General features: G+C 64.4%; 17 protein-coding genes and 4 pseudogenes. 15 read left to right on the top strand and 6 right to left on the bottom strand.

The genetic code is table 11. The annotated features are described in order from the left end of the window. Positions 1-9 precede the first annotated feature (9 nt). The 5 genes from AWC31_RS11385 (at position 10) to AWC31_RS11360 (ending at position 3,404) form a co-directional block, all read left to right on the top strand. Positions 10-219: a hypothetical protein gene (locus AWC31_RS11385; protein ID WP_133060140.1), complete on the top strand. Its 210-nt coding sequence runs from the start codon at positions 10-12 to the stop codon at positions 217-219. A gap of 29 nt (positions 220-248) precedes the next feature. Next, positions 249-638 (top strand): BlaI/MecI/CopY family transcriptional regulator, encoded by a 390-nt coding sequence (locus AWC31_RS11380; protein ID WP_085144380.1) that lies wholly within the window; start codon positions 249-251, stop codon positions 636-638. Next, complete coding sequence (locus tag AWC31_RS11375; RefSeq protein ID WP_085144379.1) at positions 635-1,573, top strand: M56 family metallopeptidase; 939 nt, start codon at positions 635-637, stop codon at positions 1,571-1,573. Before AWC31_RS11380 ends, AWC31_RS11375 begins: the two co-directional genes overlap by 4 nt. Positions 1,574-1,979: 406 nt before the next feature. Then, entirely contained in the window at positions 1,980-2,615 is a 636-nt protein-coding gene (locus tag AWC31_RS11365; protein WP_085144377.1) for a class I SAM-dependent methyltransferase, read from the top strand. A 159-nt stretch (positions 2,616-2,774) separates the two neighbouring features. Beyond that, positions 2,775-3,404 carry a class I SAM-dependent methyltransferase gene (locus AWC31_RS11360; RefSeq protein ID WP_085144376.1) on the top strand — a complete coding sequence of 210 codons (630 nt, stop codon included), beginning with the start codon at positions 2,775-2,777 and terminating at the stop codon, positions 3,402-3,404. Positions 3,405-3,516: 112 nt separating this feature from the next. Here AWC31_RS11360 and AWC31_RS11355 read toward each other — a convergent pair. After that, positions 3,517-3,911 (bottom strand): annotated as a pseudogene (locus AWC31_RS11355) (cupin domain-containing protein). Positions 3,912-4,389: 478 nt separating this feature from the next. Here AWC31_RS11355 and AWC31_RS11350 point away from each other — a divergent pair. From AWC31_RS11350 to AWC31_RS37815, 6 genes are all read left to right on the top strand, one after another. Next, the gene (locus AWC31_RS11350) at positions 4,390-5,025 is read left to right on the top strand and encodes a response regulator transcription factor (RefSeq protein WP_085144475.1); all 636 of its coding nucleotides are present in this window, start codon (positions 4,390-4,392) and stop codon (positions 5,023-5,025) included. A gap of 236 nt (positions 5,026-5,261) precedes the next feature. Further along, positions 5,262-5,693 carry a putative copper homeostasis (lipo)protein LpqS gene (lpqS, locus tag AWC31_RS37120; protein ID WP_457920716.1) on the top strand — a complete coding sequence of 144 codons (432 nt, stop codon included), beginning with the start codon at positions 5,262-5,264 and terminating at the stop codon, positions 5,691-5,693. A gap of 117 nt (positions 5,694-5,810) precedes the next feature. Continuing rightward, complete coding sequence (locus tag AWC31_RS11340) at positions 5,811-6,920, top strand: PLP-dependent cysteine synthase family protein (protein WP_085144374.1); 1,110 nt, start codon at positions 5,811-5,813, stop codon at positions 6,918-6,920. Then, entirely contained in the window at positions 6,920-8,182 is a 1,263-nt protein-coding gene (locus AWC31_RS11335) for an MFS transporter (protein ID WP_207626340.1), read from the top strand. The genes AWC31_RS11340 and AWC31_RS11335 overlap by 1 nt, the downstream gene beginning before the upstream one ends. Before the next feature lie 315 nt (positions 8,183-8,497). Next, entirely contained in the window at positions 8,498-8,797 is a 300-nt protein-coding gene (locus AWC31_RS11330) for a hypothetical protein (protein WP_085144372.1), read from the top strand. Between the two features lie 668 nt (positions 8,798-9,465). Beyond that, entirely contained in the window at positions 9,466-9,723 is a 258-nt protein-coding gene (locus AWC31_RS37815) for a rhodanese-like domain-containing protein (protein WP_234816809.1), read from the top strand. A gap of 116 nt (positions 9,724-9,839) precedes the next feature. Here the strand turns inward: AWC31_RS37815 and AWC31_RS11320 are convergent, their stop codons facing one another. Next, positions 9,840-10,103: a heavy-metal-associated domain-containing protein gene (locus tag AWC31_RS11320; RefSeq protein ID WP_085144370.1), complete on the bottom strand. Its 264-nt coding sequence runs from the start codon at positions 10,101-10,103 to the stop codon at positions 9,840-9,842. Positions 10,104-10,385: 282 nt separating this feature from the next. Here AWC31_RS11320 and AWC31_RS11315 point away from each other — a divergent pair, with 282 nt between their 5' ends. Then, complete coding sequence (locus AWC31_RS11315; RefSeq protein WP_374214053.1) at positions 10,386-10,943, top strand: DUF1942 domain-containing protein; 558 nt, start codon at positions 10,386-10,388, stop codon at positions 10,941-10,943. Positions 10,944-11,217: 274 nt separating this feature from the next. Here AWC31_RS11315 and AWC31_RS11310 read toward each other — a convergent pair. Beyond that, a pseudogene (locus AWC31_RS11310) lies at positions 11,218-11,766 on the bottom strand (TlpA family protein disulfide reductase). A 266-nt stretch (positions 11,767-12,032) separates the two neighbouring features. On the opposite strand from AWC31_RS11310, the gene AWC31_RS11305 reads away from it, so the two are divergent. Together AWC31_RS11305 and AWC31_RS37115 are read left to right on the top strand one after the other, a co-directional pair. Beyond that, a complete protein-coding gene (locus AWC31_RS11305) occupies positions 12,033-12,416 on the top strand; it encodes a BlaI/MecI/CopY family transcriptional regulator (RefSeq protein ID WP_085144368.1) in 384 nt (127 codons plus the stop codon). A 561-nt stretch (positions 12,417-12,977) separates the two neighbouring features. Beyond that, a pseudogene (locus AWC31_RS37115) lies at positions 12,978-13,214 on the top strand (ABC transporter permease); the annotation flags it as partial. Positions 13,215-13,341: 127 nt separating this feature from the next. On the opposite strand, the gene AWC31_RS11295 reads toward AWC31_RS37115, so the two are convergent. Next, complete coding sequence (locus AWC31_RS11295; RefSeq protein ID WP_085144366.1) at positions 13,342-13,935, bottom strand: hypothetical protein; 594 nt, start codon at positions 13,933-13,935, stop codon at positions 13,342-13,344. Between the two features lie 251 nt (positions 13,936-14,186). Here AWC31_RS11295 and AWC31_RS11290 point away from each other — a divergent pair. After that, positions 14,187-14,519 (top strand): annotated as a pseudogene (locus tag AWC31_RS11290) (MerR family DNA-binding protein); the annotation flags it as partial. Positions 14,520-14,582: 63 nt separating this feature from the next. Here AWC31_RS11290 and AWC31_RS11285 read toward each other — a convergent pair. Continuing rightward, positions 14,583-15,953, bottom strand: coding sequence for an ApeA N-terminal domain 1-containing protein (locus AWC31_RS11285; protein ID WP_085144364.1), 1,371 nt, complete (start codon positions 15,951-15,953; stop codon positions 14,583-14,585). A 57-nt stretch (positions 15,954-16,010) separates the two neighbouring features. Next, a complete protein-coding gene (locus AWC31_RS11280) occupies positions 16,011-16,388 on the bottom strand; it encodes a hypothetical protein (RefSeq protein ID WP_085144363.1) in 378 nt (125 codons plus the stop codon). Positions 16,389-16,394 lie beyond the last annotated feature (6 nt).

Genomic DNA, 16,394 nt, shown 5'->3' with positions numbered 1-16,394 from the left:
GGTGCCGCGATGGCGGTCGCCCATCTGATTGCGCACGTGGCCGACATGGGGGTGCGCGGCTTGCCTGACCTGTTGATCGGTTTTCCGATGGCCGCGATGCTGATGGTGTTGGGACTGTTGCTGATTGGACTGCAGGCGCACCCTCGCCGCGACCTGCCGGGTCGACGTGTGGCTGTCACCGGCCGCGTCGAGACGCGTCGCGGGCGGCACGCGAGGTAGGCTCACAGCAACGATCGTGGAGGGTAACTGTGCGTGTGCGAGGGTTTGGCGAACTCGAGGCCAAGATCATGGATCGGATTTGGAATCACGATCCCGAGTCGGTCACTGTGCGCGACGTTTTTGACGAACTCGCCGAAGAGCGGCAGATCGCCTACACCACCGTGATGTCCACCATGGACAACCTGCATACCAAGGGCTGGCTGGAGCGTGAACGCGACGGTAGAGCCTACCGGTACTGGCCGACGTTGACCCGTGAACAGCATTCGGCGCAATTGATGCGCGAGGCGCTCGACGGTGGCGGACGCTCAGAGCTGGTGCTGAGTTACTTCATCGAGCAGATCGACCCGCAGGACTCCGACCGATTGCGGGCGGCGCTGCGGGCCTTGGCGAGGCGGTCGACGAGGGCCAAGAAGCGGTGAGCGTCGCCGGCTGCCTGCTGCTCTACAGCGTGGCGATGGTGCTGTTCGGGCCGACGGTGCTGGCCAGACTTACCCGCGGCGGGTCGGCTCCACGGTTTGGTGTCGCGGCGTGGTTGATCGCCATCGCCAGTGTGCTGGCTACCTGGGTCGCCATTCCCATTCTGGTCGTCCTCGACGTCGTCTCCCACCGAGGCCAGCATGACTCCCTGCTGGCCTCGTGTGTCCAGTTGTTGTGTGATGTCGCAGCCGGACGGGCCGGTAGTGCTCCACAGACGGTGCTGCTGGTGGTTGCGGCGGCCCTGATCCTGGCCGTTGCGCGCGTGGCGATGAAATTGCTGCGCACCGTTCGCCGGTTACATGCTTACGCCCACAGCCACGCTCAAGCGGTGCGCCTGGTGGGGCGGCCAACAGACCAGCAGGACGTCTTTGTCGTCGACGCCGGTGAGCGCACTGCATATTGTGTGGCCGGTAAGCCTCCCGCGATCGTGGTCACCACCGGGGCGATCGCTGCGCTCGACCGCCGGGCACTGCAGGCGGTACTCGCCCATGAGCGCGCACATCTGGACGGCCACCACCCCAATGTGGTCACCGTGTTGCGCGGCCTGGCAATGGTCTTCTCTCGGCTGGCACTGATGACCCGCGGAGCCACCGAGGTCGCGCGGCTTCTGGAAATGTGTGCCGACGATGTCGCTGCACGACGCCACGGGCAGCACACCCTGCTCACCGGCTTGATGGCTCTGGCGGGCGCGACACCCGCCCAAGCCCTCGGCGCCGCGGATGTGGCGTTGTTGAGCCGCGCCGAACGATTGGCCCTTCCACCCGCGCCGCGGGCCCGCGCGAGCGCCCGGGCAGGCCTGTCCGGTGCCATCACCCTCATCGCCCTGGCACCGGTGGGGACATTCATCCTCGGGGCAACGGGCCTGCTCTGCGCCTGACAGGCCTGCGAGGCGAGCTAGGGTCGTGTGCCGGAGACGGACCCCACGATGACAAAGCCAGCCAACATCAACACCGCGGCCGTGGGATAGCCCAAAAGCAGGTCCTGGTATCCAACGATGTGCAAGCGTCCCAAGTGCGTTACGACGTGCGCCAGCGCCATCACCGCGCCGACGCTGACCAAACTCCACCCGGCGGCTCGGTAGCGGCGTTGCCGGCGGTAGGCCGGGGTGAATATTGATTGCCTGCCGCGCGGAATACGCCTTATGGGACTCATGTGTTCTTGCACTCCTGTTCACCGACGGAGGCCCTTAGCTACGCCATAGGCTAGTACGTAGTAGGTACATATGTAAGTGGGTGGCCGCGATTCGTCGCGCCCACGACCACTGCACTCCGAGAGGGACCGGTATGACTCGTCAGTGGAACCGCAACCGACTCAAGTTCCTGGTCGCCGGGCCTCTGTTCGAAGCCGGCAACCGGTTCATACCCGGAAAGCCGCACGAGCGGCTGGCACAGCTCGTCGTCGATCGTCATCCCCGACGGGTTCTGGAACTGTGCGGGGGTACTGGTTATGCGGCCCGCTTGGTGGCCTCTGCTCTGCCCACTGCCACCGTCGATTCGGTCGACATCTCCCCGGAAATGCTGGCCGTCGGGCGCCGCCAGCTCGACCGTCACCACATCCATACAGTGACGTTGCACGAAGGCGACGTTGCTGCATTGCCTTTCGACGCCCACACGTTCGACGTGGTGATGAGCGTGTTCGGCTGGCACGAACTGCCCGCCACCACCCGCCACCAAGCGATCGATGAGACCATTCGTGTCCTGCGGCCCGGCGGACACGTCATCTCCGTCGACCTCGACGCACCACCCACCGCCGCGCACTTCTTCGATATCTATCTGAGGCTGGCCGAGCCACAGCATGCTCGCGAAGTCCTCGGCACTGGACTGGTCGACGCATTCGCCGCCCACGGACTGACTGTGAGCGAGCACAAGCGCGCGAACGGCTGGGCAGCTCCATTCCAAACAGTCCACGCGCACACATGAATCCCCAGGTCCGCATGTTCAGGCCGCGTACCCGCCCGCGTTGGGCCGGCACCCCAACCAGACGATAGCCAGGACTTGCGCGACTACTGTGTGGTTGTCGGCCGGATTGTTCCCACATCGGACGCACCAGGCCGTCTGGCCGCCGACGCGAGGTGAACCATGGCCACAGATGATCGAACCGCCCGCTGGAACCGATACTGGGACAAGAAATCCCGCACATACGATCGGGAGATCGGATTCTTCGACCGCCACCTGTTCGGCGACTCCCGCCAATGGGTCTGCAGCCAAGCCACCGGCACCACCCTGGAAGTTGCCGTCGGCACCGGACTCAACCTGCCCTTCTACCCCAAAGACGTCACCCTGACCGGGATCGACTGGAGCCAGCAGATGCTCGACCTCGCACGCCGACGTGCCGCCGACCTCGGCCACCCCGCCAGCCTGCAACAAGCCGACGCCCACCACCTGCCATTCGACGACGCCAGCTTCGATACCGTCGTCTGCACCTTCGGGCTCTGCGCCATCCCCGACCACAGCCAAGCCCTCAACGAAATGACCCGGGTACTCCGCCCCGGCGGAAAACTCATCCTCGTCGACCACATCCGCAGCAGCGCCGCCCCCGTCCGAGCCGTGCAACGAGCCCTCGAACTGGTCACCGTTCCACTCGGCGGCGAACACTTCCTGCGCCGCCCCCTCATCCACCTGCGTGCCGCCACCAACGTCAACATCGAACACGTCGAACGCTTCACCCTCGGCCTCGTCGAACGGCTCACCGCCCGGAAAACCACGTGATGGGAGTCATCGACACCGAAGCGGGGAGATATTCTCAACGCTCCGGCGGCAGCAACGCCGTCGCCGACGCACATACCCCACAGCTGGTCGTGCACCAGCTGGCGGACCTGATTCAGAATTGGGTCGGCGTCGATGCTCCGGCTGCGACACGACGGCCCTGGCGCGCAACCAGTTCGTCCTCGTCGACGAGAACAAGCATCGGCTGACCTGGCGCGCGCAGCATCGTCACGAGGAATCGGAGCGGGATATCCGAGCGATTGTTGGCGTCCTGGTAGTGGATCACGTCACCGCCGGGTTCCCAGAACGCTTCGCCGGCTTTGAGAACGCGCGGCGGCCAAACGCTGGTCCGCCGGGGTGGCGGTGTGGCGGGGCGCCCGGATCGCCCGGCGGGTACTCAATCACCACGGTCATCACCTCCGCGCCTTCGGGAAGTGGCGGCGGTGTCGCGGTCTGTATGACGGTCAGTGCCGTCCGCCACGCGGTGCTGCGGTCGGGGTTGTTCGACATCGTTGTTCTCCTTACCTGATGAGAGTCCATATTGCTCTCCGGTGCTTGGCGAGAGTCCATAATGGACCGTCGAACTCAGATTGGTCGGTTACCGACGGCAAGCGAACCCTTGAAAATCCGTAGTCCGTGCGTAGCCAGTATGTCGTTCACGCGCTTACGTGGCTCGTCACCGTAATCGCTGCGCGAATGGCACGTTGGAACCCAACGCTATTCGCGTTGACGTCGCTGACGCGGGTGGCGGTCGCGGATCATGGGACACGTCGACACCGCATCAAGGGCGCTACCGCGCCAATGTAAAGATCTCCTGAAGATTCGACATTGCCCCGAACTTTGCCGCACGTTGAACTACGTAGTAATGCAGTATTAAGCGGTGTCTGACACCGCTACTGCCGCCACCTCGTTCGGTGTCCTGCTGATCGAGGGCGGTACCGGTTGCGCAGACCTGGCCACCGACAGCCTTCGGCGCGAGGGCATTCTGGTGACGATCGCCGCCGGCGGTACGGGGGCGCTGTTGGCCATTGTGGCGAAGGCGCAGCCACAGATGATCATCGTCGAAGTCGGCGCTTCGGTCGCCGACACGATGTCGCTGTGCCGCCATCTGCGATCGGTGTCAGACGCCCACATCGCCGTGCTCACGGCCGGCCACGATGCGCAGACCACCATCGCCGGTTTTGACGCCGGCGCAGATGAGGTGTTCGCCGAACCGCTCCAGACCGGTGAGATCGCCTGCCGCGTACGCACCTTCATCGGGCATCGACACCGTGGCTCGGTACAGCGCTCGCTCGGTCGGGCGCCCGGGGAATCGGACGGCCCGCGACGTTTCGGTCCGCTGACGATCGACGCGGATCGACGGCAGGTCTTCGTTTCCGGCCGCCAGATTGACCTGACACGTACGCAGTTCGACATCCTCGCCACGCTGGCACGCAACCCCGACAGGCTCACCACCCGCCAGGAGCTACAAAACGCGGTCTGGGGGCCGTCCTGGTCTGGTAGCTCCAACAACATCGACGTCCACATTGGCCATCTGCGCCGCAAGCTCGGCGACGATCCCGCCCATCCCACCCTGGTTTTGAACGTGCGGGGTGTGGGGTATCGGCTGCCGATGAGTCACTGAGAGCTCAGCGCCAGCAACCTCGTTGATGGTCCGGTGCGCGGCGCGGCGCCATTCCCGCGGATCAGTACGCCTTACGTGACCGCGACACGAGACATGGTGCAACTCACACACACTCGGTTGAGCACCGGCTGCTGCAACGTTGCCGCAGGCAGTCGACTGTAGGCACGCATCGCAGACCGATAACGACGTGGCATCGACTTAGCGACCTACGTAGCTAGACAGTACGAGCTGTTACAGTGGTTAACATTGTGAGGCACCCAACCGTCCCCCAAGCAGCGTGGTCGCGATCAGCGATCACGTTCAGCGTGGTGGCCCTGATCGTGGCGATCAGCGCTGCCTTGGCCGGGCCCGTGTACGGCGATGCACCAGATCGTCACCAGCCCCACGTCCTTGCCTCCACCGCCCAACACGCAGGCGCTTCTGCCACCCTGGATCACCCGCATATTCAACGAGACACCTCTGTGGCGGCACACGATGTGTTCGCCACGGCGGTGCTGCCCCGCGCGGCAACGATGCTCGTGGTGCTGGCCATTGCGGCCGCCGTGGCGGCCGTCTGGTTGTGGCAGATCCGCGCTGCGGCGGCGACACAACGCGCACCGCCGCCCCTGAGGGTATGTCCCCTATCGGGCCGCACGTTACTGGTCCGCTTCTGTATCGATCGGTGCTGAGCAGTCAGCGCACGCCGGCGGCCACCCTCGTGACCGCGCCGACGTGTGTGCTCGCTGCCCACTGACCATGGCGCCGCGCGCTGGCGCGCGCCTTCACTACAGGAGCTATTTCTTTCCATGAGCGAAGTTCTTGCTGTCTCTTCCGGTAAACACGCGTCGGTTGGTTCTGGCCGGCTGACCCGCAATCACCGACCCGAAACGATGGTCGGAAACACCCCGGTACTGCGAATATCCGAGCCATTCACCACCGATGGGCGGGGCTTTTGGGCCAAGCTGGAAGGCTTTAACCCCGGCGGTATGAAAGACCGCCCCGCCATGCACATGGTTGAGCGGGGCCGCGCCCGGGGCGACCTGATCCCAGGCGCGCGGATCGTTGAATCCACCAGCGGCACACTAGGTTTAGGTCTCGCCTTGGCGGGAACCGTATACGGCCACCCGGTGACATTGGTCGCCGACCCGGGCATGGAACCCATCATGCACCGCATGCTGGCGGCCTATGGTGCCGATGTCGATGTGGTGACCGAACCTCACCCGCAGGGCGGATGGCAGCAGGCCCGCCGCGAACGGGTCGCCGAGCTGCTGGCAACCCACCCGAATTCCTGGTATCCCGACCAGTACAACAACCCCGACAACGTCGCCGCCTATCGGGGACTTGCGCTCGAGTTGCATGCCCAACTCGGCGACATCGACGTGCTGGTGTGCTCGGTGGGCACCGGAGGCCACTCGGCCGGGGTGGCGCGGGTGCTGCGGGAGTTCAACCCTGATCTACGGTTGATCGGCGTGGACACCATCGGTTCGACCATCTTCGGTCAGCCCTCGGCAACACGGCTGATGCGCGGGCTGGGATCGAGCATCTATCCGCGCAATGTCGACTATCGCGCCTTCGACGAAGTCCACTGGGTGGCACCCGACGAGGCCGTGTGGGCATGCCGGACGCTGGCAGCCACCCACTACGCCAGCGGCGGTTGGAGCGTCGGCGCGGTGGCGCTGGTCGCCGGATGGATCGCGGGCAACGAACCGATCGAGACCACGGTCGCCGCAGTCTTCCCCGATGGCCCACAACGCTACTTCGACACCGTCTACAACGACGATTACTGCCGCCAGCACGGTCTTCTGCGTGACCACCGCCCGATCGAACCCGACCTCGTCGACGACCCCGATGAACATGTCATCGGCCGCTGGACGCGGACCCGCCGCATTGTTGACCCCATGGAGGGCCGGCGTTGATGGGCGTCTACCGGCAGTTCGCCAGCTTCGGCTGGCCCAGCAGGATGCTGATGATCAACCAGTTCGGCATCAATCTGGGCTTCTACATGCTGATGCCGTACCTGGCCGGCTACCTAGCCGGACCGCTGGGGCTGGCCGCGTGGGTGATCGGCCTGGTCCTGGGCATCCGCAACTTCTCCCAACAAGGCATGTTCATCGTCGGCGGCACCCTTGCCGACCGATTCGGCTACAAACCGCTCATCGTCGCCGGCTGCCTGTTGCGCACGGTGGGGTTCGGCCTGCTCGTCGTCGCCCACAGCTGGCCGGTTCTGGTGATCGCCTCGGCGGCAACGGGTTTCGCCGGTGCACTGTTCAACCCGGCCGTGCGCGCCTACCTGGCAGCTGATTCCGGGCCGCGCCGATTGGACGCGTTCGCGCTGTTCAACGTGTTCTATCAGGCCGGCATTCTCGCCGGGCCCCTGGCCGGCCTGGCCCTGATGGCCGTTGATTTCCGCGTCGCCGCCACGGTCGCGGCCGTGGTGTTCGCGGTGTTGACCATCGCGCAGCTGTTCGCGCTGCCTCAACACGCCGCGCAACCGGCAACGGGTGAGAAGACGGCCGTCATCGAGGATTGGCGCACCGTACTGGCAAACCGGTCCTTCGTGTGTTTCGCCGTCGCGATGATCGGCTCCTACGTGCTCAATTTCCAGGTCTATCTGGCCTTGCCCCTGCACGCCGCCAGCATCGCGCCAGAACACTCCGCAGCGCTGGTTGCGGCGGTGTTCGTCGTCTCTGGCGCAGTGGCCGTGGGTGGGCAGCTACGCCTGACCCGCTGGTTCGCCGACCGATGGGGCAACGGGCGGGCGCTGGTGATCGGCATGACGATCCTGGCGGCGTCGTTCCTACCGCTGCTCATCGTGCCCACCGCCGGTCGTTTCGGTACGGTCCCCGCTGTCGCCGCCCTGCTGATCGCGGCGGCTTTGTTGGCCGTCGGATCGGCGGCGGTGTTTCCCTTCGAGATGGACACGGTTGTGTCCCTCGCGCGCAATCGCCTCGTGGCGACCCACTACGGCTTCTACAACACCATTGTCGGCGTGGGCATTCTGGCGGGCAACCTCGCGACGGGGTCGCTGCTGCAAGCGGCGCGAAACGCTGGTGCCGACGAGCTCCTGTGGGGCGGCCTGGTCATGGTCGGCCTGATCGCGGCCACCGCGCTGCATCTGCTCGACCGCCGGGGACACCTCTCCGCCCCGCTGGAACCGGCTGTGGCACAACGCCGCTGATCCGACTCCGCCGAACTCGCCATCGTTCTGGCGGGCACCTCCAAATGGCCGGCTGCATGGTCACCGGTATGGTGCGTACACCCGTGACTGTGTTTGCTGGCAGCTCTTCTGTCCAGTGCTGACCAGCGGCCCAATGGTCATTGGCGGGCACCGGTTCAGTTCACCAAAACCGTTGGAAACAGCGCTTTTAATGTGACGAAAACGTTGTCGAGCCTACTTGGAAATCGGCGTTAGAGCTGTACCCTCGATTCATCTACTGAGTAACTACGTACTAGCAAGAGTGTCGCGCTCGGTACGTGAAAGGAGTCCATTCTCATGAACAAAGCCCTGATGGCAGCAATGACCGGGTCGTGTACCGTCCTGCTGCTGGCCAGTCCGGCAAACCAGGCCGCGGCCGCCCCGGCAGGCCCTGGATCGGTGCAAGACACCGTGTCGATGCTGGAGTCGCGCGGCTACAAAGTGATCATGAACAAGACAGGGTCAGCGCCGCTGGAGCGCTGCACGGTCGGGGCCGTGCGCCCGGGCCGAGACGTCACCGAGCTCCGCAAGAACGTGCGGGAGCGAACCGTGGAGCGTGTCGTCTACAAGACGGTGTACGTCGACGTGTCCTGCTGAATGTGTCAGCCGGGGGTGGGCAGCGCTGCGTTGGCCACCCCCGCTGCACGACAGTTGATCCCCGGATCGCCCCGGGATGAACACGTTTCCACCTTCGATCGTGGCCGCAGCTGATCGCGTTTAGGGGCAACACGACGTGCTCTGGCGGGTGGCGCCGGGGCGGGCAGGAGGGCCCACGGCACACCACACAACGCACTGGGCGACCGTCCGAACGAGCGGATGGCGGGCGACCCGCATCAGCCGCGCAGTCCGAGTCTGTGCATCGGTCTTCATTGATCGAGTCCTTTCCGATCCTCAAACCACCACCCTAGCCTGGCGGCGAGCCCCGCGGAACCCTCTGGGCCCGACGACCGAGACGACATCAAACCCTGCGCCACAATCGGATTCGCCCTCGCGGCATCCTGGCACGACGCAAGCCGGGCATGGCGGCGAGAGTCGACTTCCCGGGGGGGGCGATAATCGGAGTTATGAGACCACTGCATCTCCGCAACGCTTGCGGAATCGCCGCCGGTGCACTGCTGCTTGTCGGGCTGACGGGCTGCGCCTCCGCCGGGTCGCTGACGGCTACCCAATCAGAAGTCCCGCCAGCGTCAACGGCGCCGGCGCTGCACCAGGCGCGTTCGGTTGACCCTCAACAGTTTGACGCGTTGATCGCTGACCCGAAGCGGGTGACCATCAACGTCCACGTTCCCTACGAGGGTGACATCGCCGGCACCGACCTCTCGATCCCGTTTGATCAGATCCCGGCGCGCGACGACGCGTTGCCGCCCGAGCGGACCACGCCCCTTGCCGTGTACTGCCGATCAGGCCGGATGAGCCAGATCGCGGCGACAGCTTTGTCACGCATGGGATATCAGGATGTAGTGGAGCTCAACGGCGGTATGCTCGCATGGGAGAAAAGCGGCCGCTCACTCGTGTGGCGCTAGAAGGCGCCTCTGCCGGCGGTGCCATCAGACTGCTCGTGGGTTGGTGCGCAAGGGATCACGGTCGCCGACGGATCGTTACCGTCCGGTGCGGCGAGCAGCCGGTACAGCGCAACCCGCTAGCAGCACCTGCACGATGAGGCCGTCGAGTCCGACGGATCGCCATCCGCGCCCGAGGAGCGCACCGCCTCGTATCCGGCCTCTTTGACTGCTGCGATGATCGCCTCGTCGTTGGCCGGGCCGTCAGTGTCTACCACCAGACGCCCTGTGGCTGCGCTCACCTCGACCTGCTGCACCCCGTTGACGTGGACGACCTCCTCGCGAACCGAACGTTCACAATGACTGCAGGTCATGCCCGACACCTGGTACTCGGTCGTCGTCATTATCGCACTCCTTTCATACCCCATCGGGGTATAGATCGATCAGACTGTATACCCCCATGGTGTATACGGACAAGGCTGGACCGCTTGGGGCTAGGGAGATGAAAACCGGCATTCGTTAACCACTTTGGATCATGTTGGAGTTCCGCAGCAGGCTAGGCGAACCCCTGATTGGCTGCGGTGATTGCTACGGTGTTGCTCCGTAGCTAGGGTGGTGAAGAGTTCCCATTGAGCGAAAGGGCGCAGAGGGTGCGTATTCGAGGAAAGCTCGCTGCGATGGGCGCGATGCTGATGTTCGCCGTTCTCGCAGTGTTGAGTGCACCAAATGCCGCGGCCGCGTCAGATCCTTGCCCGCACCGCTTTGGCGCGCCGCAACGGTTGACGGAGGCCAACGGGGCCGCGGTCACCCAATGGTCGGTGTCGGGACTTGGCGTCAGCACCGACCAACTGGCGGGCTATGCGCCTGCGGGCAGGTTATGGGAAGCCGACGCCACCGTGGAAGCGGTCACCGGCACCGTGACGCCGATCATCCCGAATATGTATGCGGTGTCGCGCTCCGGCGAGCGTTATCAGGTTTTGTGGCAGGTCGCCGCCCCGCAAACCGTCGCTCCCACCACCCTCAGCCAAGGCCAGCACTCCTCGGGCAAGCTGTACTTCGACGTCACCGGCAACGACCCCATGGCCGTCATCTACGCGAGCGGCGGATCCGCGCCGGCCATGATGTGGTGCTGCAACGGACAGATGCCGATGCCGATGCCGATGCCCGGCGGGATGTCGATGGGTGACGGATCGTGTTGTGCCGGGTCGCAGCCGTGTCCGTGTTGTGCAGGCATGTGCCCCTGACGGGTGCCTGCCCGGGCAACTGTGACGGGCAGGCGGGCACAGTCAGATCGGCGTCTCGGTCGTAGGCACGAACTGCTGCACAACCCGCTGGTGAACTCAGCCATTGCCCGGTGACGAGGCGCAACCCCGCCTGCCTGACCGGGGCATGCGGCGTTGCACTCATTGTGGCCGACATGAATCCAGCGATCGCAGACGCCCGCAGGCCCAGTTTCAAGGGCCCGTTGGCGGCAGCATCGGCGTATGCGTCCACCGATACCTTGCGGATAGGTGCTCATCATTCGTGGGCGATCCGTTGCACAACGGGACGCAAATCCTCGGCCAGCAACGCACGCAGGAACACCGCCGCGACACGGTGCTGGCGATCGAGGACCAGCGTCGTCGGCACGACACTGGTCGGATAACCCTTGCCCAGTGCGATGAGGCTGCGCATCGACGGATCAAAAATCGAGGGATAGCGAACCTTGCGGTCGGTGACGAAATCGTTAGCGGCGGTGCGGCTATCGCGTACGTGGATGCCGAGGAACGCCACGCCGAGCGGTTCGGTCTCTTAAGACCTTCTCCAACTCAGGTGTCTCCGTGCGGCACGGGCCACACCATGACCCCCACACGTTGATCACCACAACCTTGCCCGCGAAATCCGACAGGGGTACGGGCCGATCGTCGCGCAGATCCGGGCCGGTAAGGCCCCCACGGTGCCGCGAACCTGCGGCGGATCGTAGAACAGGTCGGTTTTGCCTCCCGGCGACACGAACTCGAAGGTGCCGCCTTGTGCCACGGCATCGCTGCCGGTACTGCAGCCTACGACGGCAAGTGCGCCCAGCAGCGTTACGACAACGACGCGTCCGAGCTTGACGTGCCACACGGCTGACCTCCACAACGCTCTATCTACGTCCTCGGTACGTAGAGCGTGGTGCGCTGTGTCGGTGAGCAGTCGTCGGGAGTCTCCGGCGCGGGCCGGGGCGTGTGGCGCCCGAGTCGCGCCATCAGCAGGCTGGAACTACGCTTGTAGCTAGTACGTAGACTCTACGCAATTTGGTGCGAGGGGTGTATGCGCGAAGTAGGCTGACCATTGGCAGCCGGGAGATTAAGGTGCGAAAACGCGGATTTGGAGAACTTGAAGCGGTGATCATGGACCGCATCTGGAACCGTCGCTCCGACACGCCGGTGACGGTCCGCGACATCTGCAACGAGCTGAGCAGCGAGCGCAACATCGCCTACACGACCGTGATGTCGACGATGGACAACCTGCACACAAAAGGGTGGCTGGCGCGGATCCGCGACGGTAAGGCCTACCGGTATTGGCCAACGCTCACCCGTGAACAGCACAGCGCGAAAATGATGCGTGAAGCGCTCGACAGCGGAGGCCGGGTCGACCTGGTGCTCGGCTACTTCCTCGACCAGATCGGCCCCGAGGATTCCGCCCGGCTGCGTGTCGCCCTGGGACGTTCACGGCAGCGAGTACGCGAGCACTGATTCCCCTAACCGACCACGCGCCCCGAATGGGCCACCACGCCAACGCTATCGGCCGCGGGGGTCGGCGGCGGGTAACGAGCGCGTACCTCACCAAGTGCACCACAAATCGACCGCGGAGGGTCGATCCGTCGACGCAGCGTAACCACGGTCGGCAGCCGGGGGCAGGGCCCCACGCCAGAATCGCCGGGCCGGGAAGGGACAACCCCATATTTTCTCCGTACTGACTACGGTCGTAGGTCATGGCACACATGCACGTCCGGAGGGGCGTCGCTGGGGGTGGGGAGTCTGAGCTGGTCTCAGGACTGTGGATGGCGGCCGATCCTTGCTTGTCGGACGACGACCGGGAGGCGCTCCGCATGGCATTGGGGTCTGCTGAGCCCTATCTCGCGATTCTGGTTCTGGTGAGGAGGCTGGCTGCGACACGATATCCTCTGCCACGCAACGTCTTTACCAAATTTCAGATTTGGCTGAAGAACTTGCCCCCGTTGAGCGAGAGTGGTTGTTGGCCTCCAATGCAGCTCGATCTGCACGTACTTGCCGCGGACCTTGAGGTCGGCCAAGATCCTGATCGTGGCATTGGCTAACAACAAGGCTCAAGGCATTGCCATGGTAGGTGTGCTGGGCATGTTGATCGCCGGGCTGCCATGCCTGCCTGTGGTTGATCGATTCGGCCCGGAACCTCGCCATCGGGTCGTCGCCGCCAAGACACCTGGTGGCCTTACCCGCTCGGCGGCGTGGCCTACAAACCTGGCCATCGCATGGCCGCCATTTCACCGGTTCGTCGACAAGAACACCTGAAAGCCTGGCCGTCGAGAGAGACAAAATAAAACGCCGACCACTGAAACCTAGATTTTTCCAAGGGAGTTCGACCCCTCTACTGCAGCATTACGACGCGAAGGATGAAGCGGGTTTAGTTGGATCTAGCCTATCCGAGGTTCACCCACAGGACCACGATCGCCAGGAAGGTGTCCAGTACGGCGCAGAACAGGGCCATTGAGCGGGCGACGACGCGGTCATTACGGTGGTGGTAGATGTCCCATGCTGTATGTGCCAGCAGGCTCGCGCCAACTAGCAACCCTGCCCACATCGCCTCGATATGGACAGCACTGATCGCAGCAGCGGCGAATACGGCCATCCCCGCGGCCTGCAGAGGCACACCCCAAGGCGGACGCAATACGACACCCCGAATTACGCTGTACACCAACAGGATTACGGCCATACAAAGCATTGCCCATGACGACCACGCTGGGTTGATGTCAGGGACGCTGAAGCCGATCGTGATCGCAATGACGCTGACAAAGAACATCGGCCACGCCGCTGTGCGGCGCTGGAGCGCCGCTGACGTTAGATAAACGAAAGCGGATGCCGTGACGACAGGCGCGACGTCGGTGTGACTGGCAGTTCCGGAGCCAAACGCAACGAATGCGGCGAACAAAATGCCGACCGCAATCGGCCAAGCGTAACCGAACCATATGGGGGCCCGTTTTGCAGTGACGGAGCGCGTTCCATGCATACTCATACCCTCTAGGGGTAGCATGATTGGCGTCAATGACACATGACCCACAAATTAGGCCAAAGCTGTCCATGCGACTCTGGGCACGCCGAGATTTCGAACTAACCGCCTCATGTCCGAGGATCCAACAACTGCGGCCTGTCAGCTTCACCATGTGCTCTGCATGTGCCTCGACGTCGGCGGCTGCGCGGATCGCCTGGTGCTCCCCACCGACGCCAAAGACGCGGCCCGGGACTTAGCCGCCCTACGAGCGGAGCGGCTTACAGCGTGTGCTGCAGCAGGCGTTGGGCCGGCATCGGCTTTATCAGCCGGAGACGGTGACGAGCATGCGGGTCATCAAAGCTGCGCAACGTCTGGGATTCACCCTCGAAGAAGTCGGCGACCTGCTGGCAGCCACCCGGTTGAGTGGCCGCACCGATGCAGGGTTACAGGCCCCGGCAGTCGCGAGCCTGGCCGAAGTCGACCGCAACCTGGCGGGCCTGAAGGGGTGTGCCATGCTCGACGAGAGACTGGTATCGGTTCGCCAAAAATGGAAGCGTTCCGGAATCGGCCTATCCCGGTTCCGGGACGATTGCGCAGGCCCGAGCTAACCAGCGCCATCGTGGGTTTTCAACAGGTCCCGCAGGCGAACCGCGACCGACCCCGATGCGGCCTTACCCTTGCGCCGCGCTGGCGTCGTCGGGCTCGTCTTCAGCGGGCCCAGGTGGTGTCCATCCCAGGTCCGCCACCATCTGCGCCACGTTGCCTCGGTAGACATCGAACCGTTCATGCTCAAGCAGGCCGGCGCGCAGCACCACCGGATCAATGCCTGCGTGCAGCAGTAGGAACACCCGCAACAGCCACGGCGCCACCTCGGCCATGACCGCCCACCGCAGAACACGGTCCCCGAGCGGCTCCTTGCCCTCGTCCGGAATCAAGTGATGTGAGAGCTCGTTGCGGGCCCTGGTCAGCTGCACAACGAGGTCAGGCACCGACTCGGTCACTTCCGGTACGGCTGCGGTGACTTCTTCGACCAACGCGGTGGCTCTATCGGCGTAACCAACCGCCTCAAAGTGGGTGAGAGCGTTGTTGACAGCGGTATGTACCGCGTCCGGATCAAGGTTCCCGGTTTCGGTGGCCCATTCCTTCGCCGCACGGCGTGCGGCTTGCCGGATCTTCTCGAACCACGTGGGCTTCGCCGCAGGAAACTGCGACTGTTGGTAGGGCATTCGGCGATGTAAACCCTCGACCAGGGTGGTGTACACCTGCGCACGTGCTTGTACCGCACCCCTGATCGGTTCGCCGACCGGCCATGCCAGGCCGTCGAGTTCGTCGTTGAAGGCGATCCACTTCGCGAACTGGTCGAGCGTCAGCTCTGTCGGCTCGACGATCCGCCGCAGGTTCAGGTTCGTTGGGGCGGAATAGGTCTGACTGTGAATAGCGAGCCACGGGTCGCCCTCGTCGACGCGGACCTGGCACGCCCTGATCGCCACGGGTTGGTCGAGAGCCAGTCGGAGCAGCACCAGGCATCCCGACACGACCCGCATGTTCAGTTGCCGCAGAGTCATCGGTGTCGCGGCCTCGTACACCAGCCACATCTCACCGTCCTCGGCGGGCTCAGCACTCAACTTCGAACCGTCGTCGGGCACGACGCTCGTCACGCCCACCGGGAGGTGGCCGAGCAGCAGATGACCGAGCTGGTAGCGCACCGCGGTGTAGAGCTGGTCCGGTCCAGATACGTGCGCACCGATGACCGCCTGATGTGCCTCGTACCGCGGCTGGCCACCGTCCGGCCGGTAATTCTGGGCATTGACCAAGGTGACGTCTACACCGCTGTCCAGCTGGCCGTGAATCGTGATCGGTTGGAACGCGGCGACATCGCGAGCTGAGTCGGCCGTCGAGACAGCTGGCGGCGCTTCGTCAACGACCGGCCGGTCAAGAACGACCCCGGCTCGGCTACCCTCCGTCATCGTCAAGGTGCCGCCGACACGGCTTCCGTTTCCGCCCGGGGCCCAGAACTCGCCATCACTTGTGTCCGGAATCATGCACGGAATCATGCACGCCGGCACCTGCTCGGTTGAACACCACCCGGAACACCGGGGCTATTCGGCGCCGGGGTGTTCGCCTACCGGCGGCACGTCTATACCGGCCCATCGCAAATGCTCGACGATGGCAGCGTAGGCAAGGACGTCGTGCCCTTGCGCCGCTCGTTTCGCCATCAGTTCCCGCACCGGTTGCGCCGCAGCGATACCGCCCGGCATTGGGACTGGCGACCAGTACATGCTGTGGTCCCGGCACACGTTGCGAATGTATTGCTCGGCGTCGCGAGTCTTGTGTCGTTGCCGCGATCCCTCGTCGGTGATGTACCACCATGCCAGCGGGGCGGCGCGACTATCGATTTCCCATTGCCTGCGCTCGGGAGGGTGCGCGAACACGAGACGCCACTCACTAATCAGCCCGCGATCCGCGAGCGCCTCCAAGGGCGT

It is taken from the genome of Mycolicibacterium wolinskyi (assembly GCF_002101965.1).
Lineage (GTDB): Bacteria > Actinomycetota > Actinomycetes > Mycobacteriales > Mycobacteriaceae > Mycobacterium > Mycobacterium wolinskyi.
The sequence above is the reverse complement of the archived record's forward strand: the minus strand, read 5'-3'. Positions and strand labels throughout refer to the sequence as shown.